Annotated in this window: 16 protein-coding genes and 1 pseudogene; 6 read left to right on the top strand and 11 right to left on the bottom strand. The window is 67.1% G+C overall.

Annotated features, from left to right (window positions below; all coding sequences use genetic code 11):
* Nucleotides 1-32: 32 nt before the first annotated feature.
* The 6 genes from ACAH01_RS13950 to ACAH01_RS13925 all read right to left on the bottom strand — a co-directional run bounded on the left by ACAH01_RS13950 (nt 33) and on the right by ACAH01_RS13925 (nt 8,877).
* Nucleotides 33-974: a MoxR family ATPase gene (locus tag ACAH01_RS13950; RefSeq protein ID WP_208628355.1), complete on the bottom strand. Its 942-nt coding sequence runs from the start codon at nt 972-974 to the stop codon at nt 33-35.
* Complete coding sequence (locus tag ACAH01_RS13945; protein WP_372479604.1) at nt 971-1,918, bottom strand: hypothetical protein; 948 nt, start codon at nt 1,916-1,918, stop codon at nt 971-973. The genes ACAH01_RS13950 and ACAH01_RS13945 overlap by 4 nt, the downstream gene beginning before the upstream one ends.
* On the bottom strand, nt 1,918-2,580 hold the full coding sequence (locus tag ACAH01_RS13940; protein WP_372479603.1) for a chromosome partitioning protein: 663 nt from the start codon (nt 2,578-2,580) through the stop codon (nt 1,918-1,920). The genes ACAH01_RS13945 and ACAH01_RS13940 overlap by 1 nt, the downstream gene beginning before the upstream one ends.
* On the bottom strand, nt 2,577-4,943 hold the full coding sequence (locus tag ACAH01_RS13935; RefSeq protein ID WP_372479602.1) for a VWA domain-containing protein: 2,367 nt from the start codon (nt 4,941-4,943) through the stop codon (nt 2,577-2,579). The genes ACAH01_RS13940 and ACAH01_RS13935 overlap by 4 nt, the downstream gene beginning before the upstream one ends.
* Nucleotides 4,943-6,736, bottom strand: coding sequence for a BatA and WFA domain-containing protein (locus ACAH01_RS13930; protein WP_372479601.1), 1,794 nt, complete (start codon nt 6,734-6,736; stop codon nt 4,943-4,945). The genes ACAH01_RS13935 and ACAH01_RS13930 overlap by 1 nt, the downstream gene beginning before the upstream one ends.
* 899 nt (nt 6,737-7,635) lie before the next feature.
* Nucleotides 7,636-8,877 (bottom strand): lytic polysaccharide monooxygenase, encoded by a 1,242-nt coding sequence (locus ACAH01_RS13925; protein ID WP_372479600.1) that lies wholly within the window; start codon nt 8,875-8,877, stop codon nt 7,636-7,638.
* A gap of 151 nt (nt 8,878-9,028) precedes the next feature.
* On the opposite strand from ACAH01_RS13925, the pseudogene ACAH01_RS13920 reads away from it, so the two are divergent.
* Both ACAH01_RS13920 and ACAH01_RS13915 read left to right on the top strand, forming a co-directional pair.
* A pseudogene (locus ACAH01_RS13920) lies at nt 9,029-9,361 on the top strand (zinc ribbon domain-containing protein); the annotation flags it as partial.
* Between the two features lie 103 nt (nt 9,362-9,464).
* On the top strand, nt 9,465-10,007 hold the full coding sequence (locus ACAH01_RS13915; protein WP_170093507.1) for a hypothetical protein: 543 nt from the start codon (nt 9,465-9,467) through the stop codon (nt 10,005-10,007).
* Here ACAH01_RS13915 and ACAH01_RS13910 read toward each other — a convergent pair.
* Both ACAH01_RS13910 and ACAH01_RS13905 read right to left on the bottom strand, forming a co-directional pair.
* Entirely contained in the window at nt 10,004-10,660 is a 657-nt protein-coding gene (locus ACAH01_RS13910) for a metalloregulator ArsR/SmtB family transcription factor (RefSeq protein ID WP_153552501.1), read from the bottom strand. The two genes, ACAH01_RS13915 and ACAH01_RS13910, sit on opposite strands and share 4 nt — an antisense overlap.
* 55 nt (nt 10,661-10,715) lie before the next feature.
* Nucleotides 10,716-11,822, bottom strand: coding sequence for a hypothetical protein (locus ACAH01_RS13905; protein ID WP_372479599.1), 1,107 nt, complete (start codon nt 11,820-11,822; stop codon nt 10,716-10,718).
* Between the two features lie 286 nt (nt 11,823-12,108).
* On the opposite strand from ACAH01_RS13905, the gene ACAH01_RS13900 reads away from it, so the two are divergent.
* Genes ACAH01_RS13900 through ACAH01_RS13885 form a run of 4 tightly spaced genes read left to right on the top strand, consistent with a single transcriptional unit; the run spans nt 12,109 to nt 15,489 of the window.
* Nucleotides 12,109-12,453: a DUF5802 family protein gene (locus ACAH01_RS13900; RefSeq protein WP_170093509.1), complete on the top strand. Its 345-nt coding sequence runs from the start codon at nt 12,109-12,111 to the stop codon at nt 12,451-12,453.
* A 52-nt stretch (nt 12,454-12,505) separates the two neighbouring features.
* Nucleotides 12,506-13,399, top strand: a complete 894-nt coding sequence (locus tag ACAH01_RS13895) for a Vms1/Ankzf1 family peptidyl-tRNA hydrolase (protein ID WP_372479598.1) — start codon at nt 12,506-12,508, stop codon at nt 13,397-13,399.
* Nucleotides 13,400-13,450: 51 nt separating this feature from the next.
* Nucleotides 13,451-14,464, top strand: a complete 1,014-nt coding sequence (locus ACAH01_RS13890) for a DUF1611 domain-containing protein (protein ID WP_372479597.1) — start codon at nt 13,451-13,453, stop codon at nt 14,462-14,464.
* Nucleotides 14,461-15,489: a dipeptide epimerase gene (locus tag ACAH01_RS13885; RefSeq protein ID WP_372479596.1), complete on the top strand. Its 1,029-nt coding sequence runs from the start codon at nt 14,461-14,463 to the stop codon at nt 15,487-15,489. Before ACAH01_RS13890 ends, ACAH01_RS13885 begins: the two co-directional genes overlap by 4 nt.
* A 70-nt stretch (nt 15,490-15,559) precedes the next feature.
* Here ACAH01_RS13885 and ACAH01_RS13880 read toward each other — a convergent pair whose 3' ends face one another.
* From ACAH01_RS13880 to ACAH01_RS13870, 3 genes are all read right to left on the bottom strand, one after another.
* On the bottom strand, nt 15,560-17,272 hold the full coding sequence (locus tag ACAH01_RS13880; protein ID WP_372479595.1) for a hypothetical protein: 1,713 nt from the start codon (nt 17,270-17,272) through the stop codon (nt 15,560-15,562).
* A 139-nt stretch (nt 17,273-17,411) separates the two neighbouring features.
* Complete coding sequence (locus tag ACAH01_RS13875) at nt 17,412-17,924, bottom strand: gamma carbonic anhydrase family protein (RefSeq protein ID WP_372479594.1); 513 nt, start codon at nt 17,922-17,924, stop codon at nt 17,412-17,414.
* A 179-nt stretch (nt 17,925-18,103) separates the two neighbouring features.
* Nucleotides 18,104-18,652, bottom strand: coding sequence for a hypothetical protein (locus tag ACAH01_RS13870; protein ID WP_170093514.1), 549 nt, complete (start codon nt 18,650-18,652; stop codon nt 18,104-18,106).
* Nucleotides 18,653-18,717 lie beyond the last annotated feature (65 nt).

Below are 18,717 nucleotides of genomic sequence, written 5' to 3'. Positions count from 1 at the left end.
GCCCGTCCGCGGAACTGCGATTACGGCGGGACTCATTCCAGTAGCGACGCGACGAGGTCGTCCGCCGTCCGCCCCTCCCGCTCGGCCCGGAAGTCCACGACGATCCGGTGACGGAGTACGGGGGCGGCCAGCGCCTCGATGTCCTCGCCCGTGACGTGCGAGCGGCCGTGGAGGAACGCCCGCGCTTTCGCCGTCTGTACGAGCGCCATGCTCGCTCGCGGGCTGGCCCCGAACTCGATGTCGTCGGCCTCGCGGGTCCGGCGGACGAGCTGGACCGCTCGATCGCGCAGGTCGTCGGCGATGGGCATCTCGCGGACCAGCTGCTGGACCGCTCGAATCTCCGTGCGTGTCAGCGAGCGCTCGACGGGCACCTGCTCTGCCCCGGCGGTGTTCATGTCGACGATCGTCCGCTCCTCGTCGTAGTCGGGGTAGTCGACCAGCAGCTTCAGCATGAAGCGGTCGGTCTGGGCTTCCGGGAGCGCGTAGGTTCCAGACTGGTCGATGGGGTTCTGAGTCGCGAGGATGAAAAACGGGCGCGGCAGTTCGTGGGTTTCGCCCGCAGCTGTCACCTGCTTCTCCTGCATCGCTTCCAGCAGGGCGGCCTGTGTCTTCGGCGTCGCCCGGTTGATCTCGTCGGCCAGCACGACGTTGGCGAACACCGGCCCCTTCTCGAAGACGAACTCCCGTCCGCTGTCGGTCTCGCGGATGATCTCGGTCCCGGTGATGTCGGACGGCATCAGGTCGGGGGTGTTCTGAATCCGGGAGAACTCGAGGTCGGTCACCGCCGCGACCGTCCGGACCATCGTCGTCTTCCCCAGTCCGGGGTTCGATTCGAGCAGGGCGTTGCCGTCGGCCAGGATACAGACGAGCAGTTGCTCCAGTACCTCCTCCTGGCCGACGATTCGCGTGCCGATCTGTTCACGTGCGTCCGCGATCTTCCGCTGTAGCGCGTCGATGTCTTGCTCTGAGCTCATTGGTCGGTGTCTCCGTCGTCAGCGTCTCCTCTGATTCTGAGATTGTACTCGCGGATGAGGGCCGCATCCTCGACGTCGTCCTGGCCGGCGAACCCGGCCTGCTGGCTGTCGACCGTATCGGTTGCGCTCCCCGGTCCGCCGGTGTCCGAGGACGGGAACGACTGGCTTCGATTCAGTTCCTGGTCGCCGCCCGTCGAGTCGATCTCGGCAGTGAGATTCTCTTCGCCGGCCTGGACGTCCTCGCCGTCGCCGAGTATGGCGTCGCCGTCTTCGAGTCCCCCGTACTCGTCGGGCCGGTCGTCCGTCGATTCCGTCTCGACCGGGTCGCGATCGAGCAGACTGACGTCGACGACGGCCACCTGCACCGTCGCCAGGCTCAGCAGGATCACGACGACGAGCGTCCCGAGCAGCCGCCGGCTATCGACCAGTGCAGTGCTGGAACTCTGTTTCAGGCCCGCGAGCACGTCCTCGTAGAGCCGGGCCGCCATCCGCGTCTCGGCCCCGTCCTCGACGGTGTCTCGGGCCGTACGGAGCGCGTCGGTGACGTTCGCGTTGGCCGCCTCGAACTGTTCGACGAGGGGCTGGCGGACCCGATACAGGTACTCGCCGAAGAGCCAGAGTCCTCCGAGGGCGATGCCGACGACTGCGCCCGCGGGGAGCGAGAGCGCCGGTATCGAGCGGCCGACGGCGGCTCCGATCGGCTCCGTCACCGCCGTCGGGACCGACACCTGTGTCGGGAGGCCGGCCGGGGAGAGGGCGGTCAGGACGACGTTCGCCAGCAGAAAGGCCACCACCGCGTCGACGACGGCGTAGACCAACGCCGCCTTCTTGCCCTCGTATCTGACCTCGGCGATGGCTGCGGCCATGCGCTCGCGTGCTCGTTCCCGTTCTTCTGGAGACTGTTCACCACTTTGTTCGCCAGTGTCGGTGTCGGGTTCGTCCATCAGGAGTCCTCACAGCTGACTTTGCCCTGGTTCTCCGGCTGGTTACAGAGCGTCTCGATGTCGTCTCGTAGCTCTCGGTTTCGGTTTTCGAGTTCTGCGACCTCGGTTTCGAGCGTCGTTATCTGCGATTCCAGACGGTCTATCTCGTCTTCCAGGTCGGACACCTGGTCTTCGAGTTCGTCGCGCTCGTCGACCAGCTCCTCGTTTTCCATCTCTAGATCGTCGACCGTCGATCTGAGGTCGTCGACCTCGTTCTGGAGGGCGTCTCGTTCGTTCCGGAGAGAGCCAACTGTCCCCTCCAGCTCTTCGACGCGGTCCTCGCTCTCACGGAGCGACCGCCTGGTCTCTGCCAGTTGGCTTTCCGTGGCGTTCAACTGTGACTCGGTCCGGTTCAGGTTGGTCGCGACCTGATCGACGTCTTTCGATCGCGTCTCCAGTCGCTCTTCGAGTTCGTCGACGCGAGTCTGGGCGGATTCGACCTCACTTCTGGTGTCGTCCAGGTTCTCACGGAGCTCGGCGTTTTCCTGTCTGAGTTCCTGATTCTGCGATCGAAGTTCGCTCGCGGAGTCCTGGTACAGCACCGTCGTCGCGCCGGTGCCGACCATCGAGAGGACGACGAACGCCACGAGCCCGAGGTTGATACGGCGGCCGATTGCGCTCACGGGAGACCACTCTCCAGAGTGGTGCGACCGCGGTACACTTGAACACGACGGGCGACCACCTCGGCGGTGAACACCAGGAGCGCGCCGAGCAGGGCGACCCACTCCCAGGTCTCTCGGACGGTGCGGACGCGGGTGGACTGCTGGCGGGCCCGTCTGGCTATCTGTTCGCCCTCGTCCGGGCTGAACGTCTGGCCTCCCGTCCGTTCGACGAGCGCGTCGAGGCTGTCGCTCGGGCCGAAGGACGCGTACTCCACGGGGTAGTTGGCCGCGTACTCGGTGTCGAGCACCGTCTGATACCCCGCCTTCCGGGGCGTGAACTCGCCGCGATACCGGCCCTCACCCACCTGGCGGACGGACACGTTCGCGGCCTCCGGGCGGCTGTCGCCCTGGTAGGTCAGTGTCGTCGGCCGCCCCACGCGGGCGTCGTCGACCGACGTGACGCCGGTCTGTGTACGCGTGGGATCGCCCACGGCGTAGTTGACCGACTTCGTGACGACCAGCGAGTCCGGCCGGTCGAGCAGACCGCCCATCGTGTTGTCCGAGTCGTAAGCGGTGATAGAGACCACGCGGCCGAGACCGAACCGCCAGGAGGCGATCGCCGGCTTCCCGTCGGCGGTGGCGACCTGGTAGTCGGCCCCGGGCTTGACGCGGACGTTGTTGGCTCGACCGGGATTGGCCGTCAGCTCGACGCCGGCAGTGATGAACGTGTCCTCGGTGACGACGGTGAGGTTCTCTCCCTGGTAGCGCCGCGAGGAGCCGCCAAAGAGGAGTCGCAGCCGCTCGGTCTCGTCGGCGGCGAAGTACGAGCCGCCGGACTCGTCGGCGATCTGACGCATCGTCGAGACGCCGACGCGCTTGCCGACCCCGACCGAGACGACGCGCGTCCCTTCGCGGCCCAGCTGGTTCGCGACGGCCGCTGGCGGCCCCAGGCGGTCCTGGCCGTCACTGAGGAGGATGATCGTCCCTTCGCGGTCGCCCAGCAGCTCGTCGGCCCCCTGGAGGCCGACGGCGATGTCCGTCGCGCCGCGGCTCTCCAGTTGCCGTATCTTCTCGGCGGTTGCCGCTCGGTTCTGGCCGAGCGTTCGCAGCTCCGAGACGCGGTACGCGTTCTGGTTGAAGGCGACGACGCCGACCCGGTTCTCGTCGCCGAGCTGGTCGAGCACGTCCAGTGCGACGGCCTTCTGTACCGAGAGCCCGCTCTCGGCGCTACTGGAGACGTCGACGAGGAGGACGATGTTCGACTCGCCGCCGGTCGCGTTGCCGACCTGGACCGGGAGCATCGAGCCCATCGGCGACGTCTCGTAGCCGCCGTTCTCGTAGGCGTTGTCACCGCCCGCGACGACCAGCCCGCCGCCGTTGACGACGAAGTCCTGGAGCGCGGTGGCGTTCCCCACGTCGCTCGCCGACGTGTCCTGCACGACGACGGCGGCGTAGTCGTCGAGCGCCGCCGGGACCGACGCGGCCGTCGTGACGTTGTACAGCGAGTCGAGGTAGTTCCGGAGGGGGTACTCGCCCTGTGCGACGTACAGTACGTCGGGCTGTTCGACGACGCGGACGCTCTCGTAGAACACGTCGTTTCGGGCGTATTCGTCCTCGCCCGACAGCGTCGCGGTCACGCGGTGTGCCCCCAGTTCCTCGAACGTGTGATCGACGGCGAGCGTCCCGTCCGGTCGAAGTTCCCCCTCAGTGACCGTCTCGCCGTCGATCGTCACCGTCACCGGCACGGGCTCGGAGACGCTCACGCCCCGCATCGAGACGGTGTACCGGGACTGGACGCCGCGGCTCACCGTCGCCGGTCCCGCTATCGCCACGGCTCGCTCGGTGCGTGGCGACTGGGGCGTGACGCCGTGGACGGTCGCGTCGAGCGCGTCGGCGTCGGCGGCGGCTGTCGACAGGCTCCGTCCCGCCGTGACGCGACCGTCGGAAACGACGGCGATCGTGCCGTTTTCCCGGAGGTTCGCCGCCACGGCGTCACCGATCCGCGACGCAGAGTCGCTGCCGACCGTCACCCGCGTCACCGGGACACCCTCGTCTTCGATGTCCCGTACCAGTTCGTCGGTCGTGTTCGGATAGATCCCCATGCTCGCGGATTCGTCCGTCAGCAGTGTCACGCCCGGCTCACCCGGCGTCTCGCGGGTCTGGGCGGTGTACGGTCCCATCGCGCCGAGGACGAGCAGGCAGACGACGAGTACGCGACTGGCGAGCAGGAGCCGACGGCTCCGGTTCGATGCCGACCGTGGCCCGCCGCTGCCACGCCGGATCAGCGACGCGAGGACGCCGACCGCGATCGGCAGGACAAGCAGCGGCCAGAGGTGTTCGACGCCGACGGTGAGCCCCTCCGCGACGGTGGCGGACACTCGCATCAGAGATCACCCCGTCGGCGGAGGTAGCCGACCTCGACCAGGACGAGCACCAGTCCGCCCAGCGCGACGTACTCGGTCAACGGCTGTGGCACCGACCGTCGTTCGGTCCGAGTGAGGTTCCCGGCCGTCCCGGAACGCCGATCGAGCGCTTCGACGGCGGTGTTCGACTCGCTCTCGTCCAGCAGCGACGCGCTCACCTGCCGGCTCTCGCTCCGGTAGTGGCCGGCCCGCTGGAGCGTGACTGCGTTGCCGGTGACGGGGCCGTCTGGCCCCTCCACAGTGGTGTTGCCGAACCGAACGGTCTCGCCGGTCTCGTGGTTCAGGGCCGGCAACGGCTCCCTATCCGAGAGGTAGTACACCGCCCGCTTCCAGAACACGGGGTACTGGTAGTTGAACTTGAAGCTGGACCGATCCTCGATGTAGCCGTAGTACATGACGCGGCCGCCGCTTCGGTCGTCGGTCGCGATCAGGGGCGTCCCGTCGCTCAGCCCCACCTGGACCGAGCCCGAGCGCAGCGAGCCCGCGACGTACTCCTCTGGGGGCTGGAAGTCGATGCCGCGGGTGAGCTGTGTCTGTGCCGTCTGGCCCACTGTCGCGCCCGTTCGGGTCTCGCCGGGGTCGACGAGGAGGAGATCCCGGTACCGCTGTGGGAGGTCGTCCTGTGCCAGCACCGCCACGCCGCCACCGTCTTCGACCAGTTCGCGCCCGCTCTCGACGTTGCCGGGCAACAGCGCGCTCGGCTCGACGTTGCTGTACAGGATGACGTCGTACTCGCCCTGGATCGTCGTCGGCGGCTGCCTGACGGTCACGTTCACCCGGTCGACCACCGACAACGCGGTGGTGAGATACCGGTTCCGATCGTTGGTCACCACCAGTACGTCGACGGCCGCGTCCGGCGGCGCTGCGACGTAGACGCTGTCGTCAGCCGGGAAGCTGTCACCCGAGTCGAGTCGGGCCTCGCTCCCCCCGGCCGGGACCGGCATCGTCACCGAGCCGACGTCGTCGGGTCCGAGCTGCAGCTCGCGCTGGGCGTCGCCGAGCCGGACGGTCCGCGTGACGGTCGCGTCGCCGTAGTTTTTCACCGACAGCGTCACCTTCGAGCCGGTGAACCGCCGGTCGACGAAGCCGACGTTCGCGTCCCCGCCGCGGTCGAACTGTCGAAGATCGACGGAGAGGCCTCGTCCCCGCGCCGTCGTGATCGCGGTCGTCCACCCCTCGCCCGCGAAGTCGCTCAGGACGACGATCCGGCCGTTCTCACCGGCGAGGGACGCGGCCTGTGAGACAGCGCCGCCGAGCGTCCCCGGTGCATCTGTCGGGCCGAGTCCCGCCAGCGTCTCCCGCGCCGTCGTCGGCGTGCCCCGCTGGAGCAGTACCTCTCCCCCGTCGGTCGTGATAACGACAGAGGTCGACCCCGTCACCTCCCCCCGGGCGGCCGCGACGGCCCGCTGGAAGCGTGTCTCGCCGTCGGCCTCGGTCTGCATGGACGCGCTCGTGTCGAGGACCACGACCGTCTCTTCGACCGTCGCCCGCTCGGAGACGGTGACGTACGGCGTCGCCAGTCCGACCGCGAGCACGAGTACGACGAGCACCTGCAACGCCAGGAGGAGACTCCGTGCGATCCGTTCGAGAAACGGCGTCGACGACTGCTGGCGTTCACCGGCGACGAGAAACCGGAACGTCGGCAGCGTGCGTTCCTGTGGATCCGGACGAACGAGATACAACACCACGATCGGCACTGCCAGGAGGAGGGCCGCCAGTCCCAGCGGGGCGAGCAAAACGTCGGAGAGGACCATTGTCGGTGTGTCAGACGTGGGACAGCATTTATTTTATGCATTCAGTGACAGCAATCGCTGCGCGATGGCCCCTCTCGACGGTGGCCAAACACCTCACGGAGCGACGCTCCGATTCGCACGCCGGAGAACAGAGCTCATACTGCCGGCTGTCACTTCGTGACGAGCTTCGCCACCCCGGGGTGGCGAAATCATTCACAGACTTACAGCCGGTAGTATCAAACGCGTTGAACGGACCGTTCGATCCATCGAGAGACACGTCTGGCTTATACGCTGAACAGGCGCAATACCACGGCGTTCACGCCGTGGATACGTGCCGTCACTTGGGGAAAGTATCCACGTTCGACAGCACTCTGAGTTTCAGAATACTGGTGTTTAAGCGACAGGAAACCCTATCAGTAGGTAGGAATCGGTCGGAACGGAGCGGATTCCGAACCGTCCTTCGGAGATGGCCTGTCCACCCACCCAATGAGACAGTATCCGAAAGGGTAGTCGGTGAACGCACATTCCAGCAGAGTGTGTCTGTGCCGACTGCTCAAAGCGAGTCAGAAGGTACCCCCGACTCTGCTGACGCCTACTGGCGTCCCTGTGGCAAAAACAACACCGGGACGCCATGTACGGTCGAGGATAGGGGTAACGGCCACTTGGCATGGCCAGCAGTCCACCAGTCCGACACTGTGGGACTACCCGTGCCCGAAAGGACTGGGAGTCCGGTGATTGGACGACAGACCTGAAACTCCCACCGCTCGGGATTCCTCCGCGTTCACGCGGAGGAGGATGTCAAACACGTCGTGAATCACAGGGACTGGCAGTCGGTCATGGGCTTTTCTGCTCGCTGCCCGACCAGCAACTGTAAAAAAAGGAGTCGATTCGCTTCTTCCGGTGGAAATGTTACCTTCTCACTACTCTACTCGTTCCCACGGCCCCCACTGGGAGCTACCGGGTTCGTCACCCTGCGTCCACCACGTGGCTTCCCACGTTTCGCCGTCGTAGCTCACCTGGTCACCACTTGTGTAGGCCGTACTCGAATTCCACTTGGGCACGTCCGGCTGATCGGGCGTGTCAGTTGGCGTGTCAGTTGGCGTGTCAGTTGGCGTGTCAGTTGGCGTGTCAGTTGGCGTGTCAGTTGGCGTGTCAGTTGGCGTGTCAGTTGGCGTGTCAGTTGGCGTGTCAGTTGGCGTGTCAGTTGGCGTGTCAGTTGGCGTGTCAGTTGGCGTGTCAGTTGGCGTGTCGGGCTGATCTGGCGTGTCATCGCCGGAGACCTGCTCCCAGGGACCCCACTCGGAGGAACCGGGTTCGTCACCCTGCGTCCACCATTTGGCCTCCCACGTTTTGCCGTTGTAGGTCACCTGGTCGCCGCTCGTGTACGTGGCTTCGGAGTCCCACGCGGGCACGTCAGGCTGATCTGGCGTGTCAGTTGGCGTGTCGGGCTGATCTGGCGTGTCATCGTTGCCACCATCAGCGCCGGCAACGTCAACATAGGAGCACGAATAGAACGCTTCTGGCGAATCGGATCGCTGCCAGACCATGTAGATGATGTGCTCTTTGTTGTTGCGGTCAGGGACATCCACACCACTGATTTCCGTCGTTTCAGTGGGACTCATCGGATCAGTCTCGTGGATCAGTTCCAGGTCATCCCACGCAAGCGCGGTGTCTGGATCCCATCCATCCTTGGTCATGTAGAACCTGAAGTACTTGGCTTCGTGTGGCGCGGTCAGATCGAGAGTAAACGTCTGCGTACCGGGCTCGATCGTCGTCGAAGGCCAGTCTCCTGGCTCATCGTACGGAGCGTATCTTTCGCTTCCAGCACTACAGAGTTCACCGTCGTCGATGTTCTCCCGGTGATCGCCGCCCGCATCACCGTCGCGAATCCCCTGCCAGTTGTAGATTGCCTGTCCGCTCTGCTCGCGTGCAAACTCACACATCTCGTTTGTCTCTCCCTCACTCTTAACCTCCTCGTAACAGGCCAACCCCTGGCCAATCGGATCCGACGGTGCTCCATGGGCGGCGGCCGTCTGTACCACAAAGAGACCAAGAACCGTCAAAAAGAGGATCAGTACCCCTGTCTTTGCGACACGTGACTTGGTGACACGTGGTAGGCTACTCCCCGCAACTCGTTTGCGTATTACCGGATCTTCCCCCATTGTTGATCCAGTTTTTGTTGCGTTAGGGTTGTATATATAATTTTCGTCAAGGAACTAAAACAAAGACGATTTGACTCTTTCAAATTCCATTCACCCTTATGATAGTATTGTTTGTGTGGGCCCCATCCTCGGCATTTCGTCGGGTCCCACGTCGATCAATAGCATCTACCAGTCCCTCGAACACAAAGGCGAGATGCGTGGCGTCGAGGTGCTGAAGGAGAACGAGTGGGACACCTCGAAAACGTGTTCACGATGTGGTGACGACACGAAGTCGAACCGTGTCGAGCGTGGACTGTACGTCTGCTCGTCGTGTGAGCAGGTAGCTCTCTCAGCGGGTCGTAGACGCGATTCTCTGACGTTCGTTCACGTCTTTCTCGAAATGTACGGACGGAAAGCTGGCCTCGGCACTCATAGGGTTCGTCGCTGCGCGGTGGTCATCCACACTCGGAACCGCGATCGCTCGTCATCGGCCACTCGGTCGTAGTGCGTCCCCGCCAAAGACGGTTGCTCATCGCGGACGGGTACCGACGGGGAAGTCGACCGACGGGGGAGAAAGGCCCATACCCCAGGCGCTCACAGTGTGGTGTATGAGCGAGCGCACCGACGACCTGACGATCGACGAGGAGGCTGTCGACGAGGTCGGTGTGGGCGAGACGGACGCGTCGGTCGGCGCGACGGAGGACTTCGCCGGGCTCGACGACGGGTTCGACACGGCGACCGACTTCGAGACCGACACCGACACGGCCGACGAGACGACGGCCGGCGGCGGGCTCCGGGGGCGCGTCGGCGACGCCGTTTCCCCGGTCTCGTTCGCCCTCCAGCTCGCGGGCGCACTCGTGGGGACGTTCGTGGTCGGCGGGGCGCTCCCGCTGGGACCCCTGAGCGGCGTCGTCGGCGTGCTGGCGGTGCTGTTCGTGCTGGGTGTGGTCTCGACCGACGCACGGTACGTCGAGGCGGGCACTGCCGGAGCCCTGGTCGGCGTCCTGACGACCGTGCTGGGATCGATCACGCTCTCGGTCGTCTCGGGCGGCCTCGTTCCGGTCGCGGGCGGCGTCGCCGGCGGGCTGGCCGCGCTGGTGGGCCACTACGCCGGCCGTGACCTCCGCGACGGGCTGACGCGAGACCTCTAGTCGGCCAGTTGCCAGCCGTCGGCGTGGCGCTCGACGATCCCCTCCTCGGCGAGCCACGCCAGCGCGTCCTCGACGAGTTCCGGTGGGGCCTCGACCTCGCTGCTGATACGCTCGACCGAGTGGATGCCGTTCGCGAGCGCGCTGACGATTTCGGCGGAGAGGCGGCCGTCTTCCCGGCCGTCGTCGATGCGCTCGCTGATGCGCTCCCGGAGGTCGGTCACCTGGCCCTGGACCCAGCGCTGGGCCAGCGACAGCTCGTTTTCGAGCTGTTCGAGTCGCTCCAGATCGCTGGCGAGTGACTGCAAGTCGTCGCCGTCGTCGTCGCCCACGTCGATGGTGAGGTGTCGACAGGAGCTCATGTCGAAGCCTCTACGGGCCGGATACGCGCTCTTGGTCCCGAACTCGTAGGGCGAGACCCGGACTTCCAGCCGGAGGTTGCGGGCGATCGAGAAGTACTTGCGCCGCTGGTCGTCGGTCCGGCTCTCGATGAGTCCCGCGTCTTCGAGCTTCTGGAGGTGGTCGATGACTGCTTTCGGGCTGACGCCGATGTACTCGCTGATCTCGGTCACGTAGCAGGGCTTGTGTGCTAACAGGCGCAAGATGCGACGACGGTTCGCGTTCCCGAGGAGATCGAGCAGCTCGGCGGAGTCCATTCACCCCGGGGTAGGCTACCAGTGGGGAAAAGGGTGTCCCCTCGCCCGATGGGGATTACGGACCGTTGCCAGGGGCGTCGTCCGGCGGTCCTCCCGAGGAGTCTCCCCCGGGCGGACCGTCGTCAGATGGTCCGTTCCCGGACGACCCGCCGTCGGCGTCGTCGCCACCGTCGCCGTTCGCTGACGCACCGTCGCCGCTCGCCGACTCGCCGTCGTCCCGGTTCGAGTCGTCGCTCGTGCTCTGATCGGCGTCGTCTGTCGATCCCGTGTCGCTCTCGGACGCTGTGGACTGGGCCGTCGTTTCGGAGCCGTCGTCTGCCGTCCCACCGTCGGACCCGTTTTGCACACCCCCGCGCCTAGGGTCTGTCGTCCCACCCCTGTCAGCGCCGTCGTCTGCCGGGCCGGTCTCGTTGGGCGGCCCACCGCCGGGTCGTTCTCCTTCGGACGCCGGTCCGTCGCCCGCGGTCCCGTTACCGGGGCCTCGGTCGCCGGCTCCCGGCCCTCGCGTCGCGTTAGCGGCCGGTCCTCGCGTCGCGTTGTCCCCCGACGGCGGGCCGGCCTCGTCTGGCGGTCCCTGTCCGTCGCCGATCGAGTCCGGTGGTCCGGCGTTCGCCGGTGGCCCCTGTCCGGTTGCGATACCGCGGGCGACGCCCGGTACGTCGCCCGTCGTGACGTTCCGGGCCTGCCCCCGGAGCCGTTCGATCCCGGTCGGGTCGACGCCCGCGGTCCGTGCTGCGGTCGCGGTGTCGTCGATGCTGTGTCGGAGTGCGTTGATCTCACCGGCGAGTCGGCTGGTCCGGACCAGATACTCGGTTTCGTCGATCGAGCCGTTCTCGTAGCGCTCCTGGAGTGTCTGGTTGCGCTCCTGGAGGCGCTGGAGTCGCCGCTCGATCTCGGTCGTCCTGTCGGTCGCCAGCCGCGCCTGCTCGGACTCGTTTGCCCGTTCGAAGCCGGCGGCCCACATCCCCGACTCGACGGTGTCGTTGGTCTCGGCGGCACTGGCCTGCATGAAGGCTGTCAGCTGTGCCCCCATGTCCGCCTCGGTCCCGTTCTCGGCTGTCTCGTTGGTGGCCTGCGCGTTCGCCCCGCTCGCCGGAAGCGCCGCCACGCCGACGGCGACGACCGCGAGGACGGCGACGAACGTGGCCTGCCGACTGTTCATGTTCACCTGCATGTGGTCGGGAGTGCATAAAAAACGATACTCACTGTTCGCACTGTTCAGCGCGGGCAGGTGTCGACTATGAACCGTTCACGCTGCTGATCGAGCGACCCTGCGGCGTCGAGAGCGTTCATTCGGCCCCGTCGAGCGGTTGGACCCGCTATCGCCGCCCGCCGTCGATCGCGACGGCTGTCTGGTGGACGACACGGCCAGCGGTGTGATTGCCCGACGTGATACCGTTCACGGCGAGGGTTTATATCATGGTATCACATACCACGAAACGTACTGTATGTTCGAACGATTCTCCCGTGGCTACTATCTGGGGCGACTGTACGTCGAGCCCAGCGCGGACGGCTCGCCGGCCATGTGCCGCGAGCAACACGAGCAGGTCAACCGACAGCTGTACACGGACGGTGAGGGCCTAGAGCGGACAGACCGTCCGCTCGTCGTCAAGCTCGGCACCCGTCACCTCGCGGTCGAGGGCGACGATGCGGTGCCAGCCGACACGCTCGCCGTGCCGGAAGACGTACTCGCCGAGGTCGACGTGGCCAATCCACCGACGCTCCAGGAGGTCCTGCTCGCGAAGGCCGACCGAGCCCGACAGCTCCTCTCGATGACCGGGACCGCGTTGTGAACGCTGGACGCGGTGTGAACGTTTATACGTCAGGCCGTTCCGGTCTCAGTCGATGCTCGAAGAGCTGTTCGGCCGTCGATCGCTGAAAGCGCGCATCGAGGAGCTAGAGGAGGAGAAACGCCACCTCCAGCGCCAACTCGACGCCGAGCAGGACCGCCGTGCCGACGCCGTCAGCGACCGCCAGGCCGCACAGGAGCGCGTCAACCGACTCGAAGACCGCGTGACCGAACTCGAAGATCGCGTCCAGCGCCAGCAAGGCCAGTCCGGACGCGGCGAGTTCCGCCGGGAAGAGACCCTCTCGGGCGAGCGACTGGAGGGCGTCCTCGATCGACTCGACTCCGTCGAGACCGGGCCGGAGGGGGCACTGACCGCCTACGTCGCCGACGAACACGACCTCCCCGCCGCCGTCCGGGACGCGGTCGGCGACGACGCCCCGCTCGTCCGACGGGCCGCTCCGTGCCTGCTCGTCGTCGACGACGCGGGCCTCGTCGCGACGACCCTCTCGACGCCCGTCTCGCCCGAACCGTTCGCCGAGTGGCGCGACGGGTTCGCGATCGATCGCACGTGGTTCGAGCCAACGGGCGAGTACGCGGTCGCGCTCGTGCGCTCCGACCTGTTCGCACTCGGCGAGTACGACGGTCGGAAGCGGATCGCCTTCCACGGCTTCGACTCCGAACTCAAGAGCCAGCACTCGAAGGGCGGCTTCTCGCAGGCGCGTTTCGAACGCCTCCGGGACGCCCAGATCGACTCCCACGTCGACCGCTGTCTGGCCGCCATCGAGGAGCGCGACGCCGAGCGGCTCTACGTCGTCGGCGAGCGCAGCCTGCTCCCGAAGTTCGCCGACCGAGCCGACGCGACCCAGCCCGTCGACGCGACGGGCGAGCCCGAGGCGGCGCTCGCGGACGCCGTCCACGAGTTCTGGCGCGTCCAGCTGCGGGTGCTGTGACTGTCGGCGGCCGGGCGAGGTTTTACTCGGTGGGCGTGCGAGGTTCGACCTATGGACATCGCACTGCTCGCTCACGGACAGTTCCCCGGCCGGGCGAAGACGGCCGTTGGCGTGTTGCGCTACGGCGACCAGAACGTGCGGGCGGTGATCGACCGCGACACCGCTGGCGACCGCGTGAACGACCACGTGGCCGACGGACAGGACGCGCCGATCGTCGAGAGCATGGACGACGTGCCGGCAGTCGACGCGCTGGTGATCGGGATCGCACCGATCGGCGGCGGGTTCGTCGAGTCGTGGCGGCCGGACGTTCGGACGGCGATCGAACGCGGCTGTGACGTGATCGCCGGGCTCCACACATTTCTGGCCGACGACCCGGAGTTTTCGACGCTGGCCGAACAGTACGACTGCGAACTCCGGGATCTGCGCGACCCGCCCGACGACCTGTCGGTCGCCGACGGGACCGCCGGGGCGGTCGACGCCGACGTGGTGCTGACCGTCGGCACCGACTGCTCGTCGGGGAAGATGACCGCCAGCTACGAGCTTCGCGACGCCGCCAGAGCACGGGGGATCGACGCCGCAGTCGTCCCGACCGGACAGACCGGCGTCCTGATCGAAGGGTGGGGGATCGTCGTCGACCGAGTGATCGCCGACTTCGCCGCCGGTGCCGTCGAGCGACTCGTCGAGGCGGCGGCCGAGGACCACGACCTATTGATCGTCGAGGGCCAGGGGGCACTGGCACACCCCGCGTACTCCGGCGTGACGACGAGCATCCTCCACGGCGCACGACCGGACCGGCTCGTGCTCTGTCACGTCGCGGGCCGGACCGCGGTCAACGGGTACGAGGACACCGCGATTCCGCCGGTCGCGGAGTACGCCAGCCTCTACGAGTCGGTCGCTGCCCCGGTCGCGGACGCGCCCGTCGTCGCCGGCACGCTCAACACGCAGTCGTTGCACCCCGAGGCCGCCGATCGGGCTGTCTCGACGTACGCCGACGAGCTGGGCGTTCCCGCGACGGATCCCGTCCGGTTCGGCGTCGACGAGGACCTCCTGGCGGTGGTGACGTGAGGCTCTCGTTCCAGCGCCACGAGCTGCCGACAGACGATCCGTTCGGGATCGCGCGTGGCACGACGACCACCGCAGCCGTCGTGACGGTCGAAATAACACACGAAGGCACTACCGGCGTCGGTGGGGCAGCGCCCAGCGAGTACTACGGCGAGACGGCGGACTCGGTCTGTGAGGCCCTCGAAGACCTCCGGCCGGTCGTCGAAGCGTGGGACGATCCCCACGCGAGCCAGCGCGTCGCGAACACGCTCGCGACCCGGCTTCCCGACGCCGCCGCGGTCCGGGCGACCGTCTCGACGGCGCTCGCGGACCTGGCGGCGCGGGACCTCGGCGTCCCCTGCTATCGGCAGTGGGGGCTCGATCCGGCGGCGGCCCCCCGAACCTCGTACACGGTCGCCATCGCCGATCCCGAGACGATGGCCGAGCGCGCCGAGCGCGCGGTCGAGGCCGGGTACGACACGCTGAAAGTGAAGGTCGGGACCGACGACGACCGGAGTCGCATTCGAGCGGTCCGGCGCGGCGCACCCGACGCGACGCTGCGAGTCGACGCCAACTGCGCGTGGAGCCCCGCAGACGCTATCGAGCAGGCCGACTGGCTGTCCCGGCGTGACGTGCAGTTCCTCGAACAGCCAGTAGCGGCCGACGATCTGGACGGTCTGGCACGGGTCGCCAGCGCCACGTCGCTGCCGGTCTGTGCCGACGAGAGCTGTGTCGCCGCCCCGGACGTGCCACGCGTGGCCGACGCCTGCGACCTCGTGACGGTGAAACTGATGAAGTGTGGCGGCGTCCGTCCCGCAGTCGAACAGATCCACGCCGCACACGCACACGGGCTCGACGTGCTGCTCGGCTGTATGCTCGAATCGAACGCGTCGATTGCGCCGGCCTGGCACCTCGCGCCGCTCGTCGAGTACGCGGACCTCGACGGAGCGGCCCTCCTGTCGACGGACCCGTACACTGGCGTTCCCCTCGATGGCGGACGCGCAGACCTCGAGAGCGTCACGCGGGGGACCGGCGCTCGTCGGTGCTGAGTACGAGCGGCCGGGCCGTCGATCCGTGAAACGGACGCCGTCGGCAGACGGCAAACAGTGTCGCTCGACCTCACAGCCAGTCGGCGAACGTGTCGTGCTCGCGGCTCAGCTCGTAGTAGTCGCGCTGAGCCTCACAGATCGCGTCGGGCAGGTCGTGTTCCGAGAGGTACTCGCCGACCCGGTCGAGCTTCCACTGGCTCGGCGTGGTCCCGAGTGCCCGTCGTCGCTCGATCGGTGCCAGCATCTCGTCGATCTGGCTCTCGGGCACGTCCTGACTCGCCAGCCCCCGCCGGGCGTATTCGAACACCTCGTCGTAGATCGCGTCGTGGTCGGTCGTGCGCTGGCCGTCGGCGGTCACCCAGGCGAGGTCGGCGTCCGGTCCCTCGCGGGCGGCGCTGTAGAAGCTCGCTTCTGCGTCCTGCCAGGGGAGTTCCGCGAGCGGATGGTCGGCGACGACCAGCCCGCGGAGCAGGCCGGCCGTCAGGACCTGGACGGCGATCGTGTCAGCGACCGTCGGCTGGGTGGGGATCGGCCGGTACTCGATGCGCAGGGACCGCTCGTCACCGGCTCCGTCGACGGGATCGCCCCCGATCACGCAGCGCAGCCACCGCCAGTAGGTCCCCCGCTTGTGGTCGAATTCCCAGTAGGTGTCGTGGAGTCCGCTCCGAGTGCCGTCCTCGATCCACTCCCGGAGGAACGGGGCGAACAGGTCGTCCTCGACGACGCGGTCGACGACCTCGGTCGTCGTCTCGATGTCGCTGGGGACTCGTACCTTGGGGTTCTCGCTGGTGTTGACCGACTGCTCGAAGGCGGCGATCCGGAGCTCGTGGTGGGTGTCTTCCAGCAGCGCCCGCGGGTCCTCGACCGCGTCGTACATGTCCGCTGGCAGGAGCGGCGAGTTCGCCGTCAGCGCGACCATCGGCCCCAGCGTCCGGATCGCCGCGTTGTAGTAGGCCGGGAACGCGTCGCTGTCGGGGATCTGGAGGTGTGGCTGGATCGAGGCGGTCAGCGACTCGAAGAGGATCGTCGGGAACGAGTGACTCGCGCCGGGCACCGAGAAGTCGATCTCGCCCCCAGCGTGGCCCAGCGCCTCGTTGTCCAGCGCCACGTAGCGTGGGTCCTGTCGCATGTTCTCGGCGAAGACGAACCCGTCGCGTTCCTCGACGTCCGAGAGGTACGACACGCTCCCCGCCGCTGGCGGGATCGTCCACATCGCGTCCAGCACGAGTTCGCGGTTGGCCTCGCGGGCCGCGTCGCGGGCCTTCTTGATGCGCATCTCGATCGAGGTCGTCTGGACCGCCAGCCCGGTCGGACCGAGCACGTCGGGATCGGTGTTGATCTCCGCGTTGTGGACGCCCAGTTCCTTGGCCGCAGCGGTCCCGAAGATCGACTCCGGGAGCTCGGCGAGTCGCCCCTCCCAGTCGTCGGGGTCCATATAAGGCTCGTCGGCCTCGTCGTCCCCGTCGGATTCGAACGAATCGTCGACAGCGTCCTCGCCCGCCGGTTCGAGTGAACCCAGATCACCGACGCTGCCACCACTCAGGTCGGCGTCGAGTGTCGCCTCGTCGGGTTCGTCCTCGCCGTCGTCGTCCGTGGCGGGTTCCGGCTCGGCGTCGATCGCGTACACCTCGACTTCGAGTCCGACTGCGAAGTCCTCGTTGTCGAAGGTGCCCGCCTCGATCGCGTCGCGCAGTTGGTCGGCCTGCTCGGCGATCCGTTCACGAAACTCCGCGTCGCTCTCCCCCGACAGCGACCGTCCAACCAGGTCGACCACGTCGTCCATGGCAGTGGTATGCGCGACCGGGGGAATTAGTGTTGTGTCTCTTTGGTCCGGTCAGAGTGCCGAGACACCGGGCTCGCGACGGTGAACGACTCGTGGACTCGCCGTCGGACCGATTCGTGCTCTTCCCGACCGCCCCGCGCTACTCGAACAGCTCCTCGTGGCGGGCCGCGAGGTTGGCGTAGTCGCCCGACGAGAAGGCTTCGAACACGGCTTCGGGATCGATGGTCGTCTCGGACAGCGGCGTCACGGAGGCGGGGCTCCCACGGACGAACGAGTCCGGGGGCACGTCGTATCCCGGCGGCACGACCGTCCCCATCGCGACGATGGAGCCGGAGCCGATCGTCGCCTCGCTGACCGTCGAGTTGAACCCGACGAGCGCGCCGTCCTCGACGGTCGCGTCGTTGAGCACGGCCCCGTGTCCGACCATCACGTTCTCGCCGACCGTCGAGGCGTGGAGCGTGGCGTTGTCGCCGATGGCGCTCTCTCGCCCCACCTCGACCGGCCCCACGTCTCCCCGGAGGACGACGCCGGGCCAGACGTTCGCGTTGGCCTCGATCCGCACGTCGCCGACGACGGTCGCGTCGCTGCTGACGTGTACGTAGCCGTTGATCGTCGGCGTCTCCCCTTCGAACGAGTACTCGCGACTGTCCATACACAGTGTAGGGTGGCAGTCGGCAAAAAGTGTCGGTCGAACTATACGGCCGTCGGCGACGGGTGAGACGCCCACCGACACGCGACGACGCCCCTCGCTCACACTGCCGGCTGTAACTCCGTGACGAGCTTCGCCACTCCGGGGTGGCGAAATCGGTCACAGATGTACGGCCGGGAGTATCAGTTCGCCCGGACCGCGTCGTCGAAGACGGGCTTGAGCCGGTGGACGGTCTGGTCGTCTACGGCGTTGGGATCGAGGTGGAAGTGAGCGACGGCGTCGACGCTGCGGAGCTGCCCGGTGAACATGTGCAGGAACTTGAAGGCCGCTTGCACGTCGGTAAACTGCAGCAGTTCGGTCAGCGAGTCGAAGCAGACCACGAGCTGGCAGTCCGTATCCAGATCGTTCAGGTAGTTGTTCAGCTCCATCCCCAGTCCGGTGATGTCGTTGGGGTTGGCCGTGGTCACGGCGACGCTCGCGGGCAGCTCCTCACCCCCGCCGCCCATGCCGGCTCGGTCGGCGACGTCGACGATTCCCAGCCGCGCCGGCAGTTCCTCGTGGGCCGACAGCCACGCATCGACGCGATCGCCCGCCGAGTCCGAGTAGGTGATCTGTAACACGTCCAGCGTCGCGGGCGGACCGACGTTCAGCAGCTGCGTACACTGCCGGTCTCTGGCCGCACTGAGCGACGGTGCCAGCGTGAGGACGTTCGTGCCGGGTGTGGCGGTCATGTACCGTCTCCCGCAGCGCCGAGCTGGCGATCCCACGGTGTGGGTGTCTGGACTGGCATTCAGCA

This window comes from Halomicrobium sp. HM KBTZ05 (assembly GCF_041530035.1).
In the GTDB taxonomy this organism is placed as follows: domain Archaea; phylum Halobacteriota; class Halobacteria; order Halobacteriales; family Haloarculaceae; genus Halomicrobium.
Note: the sequence above shows the minus strand (reverse complement) of the source record. Positions and strands in the feature narration are given on the sequence as shown.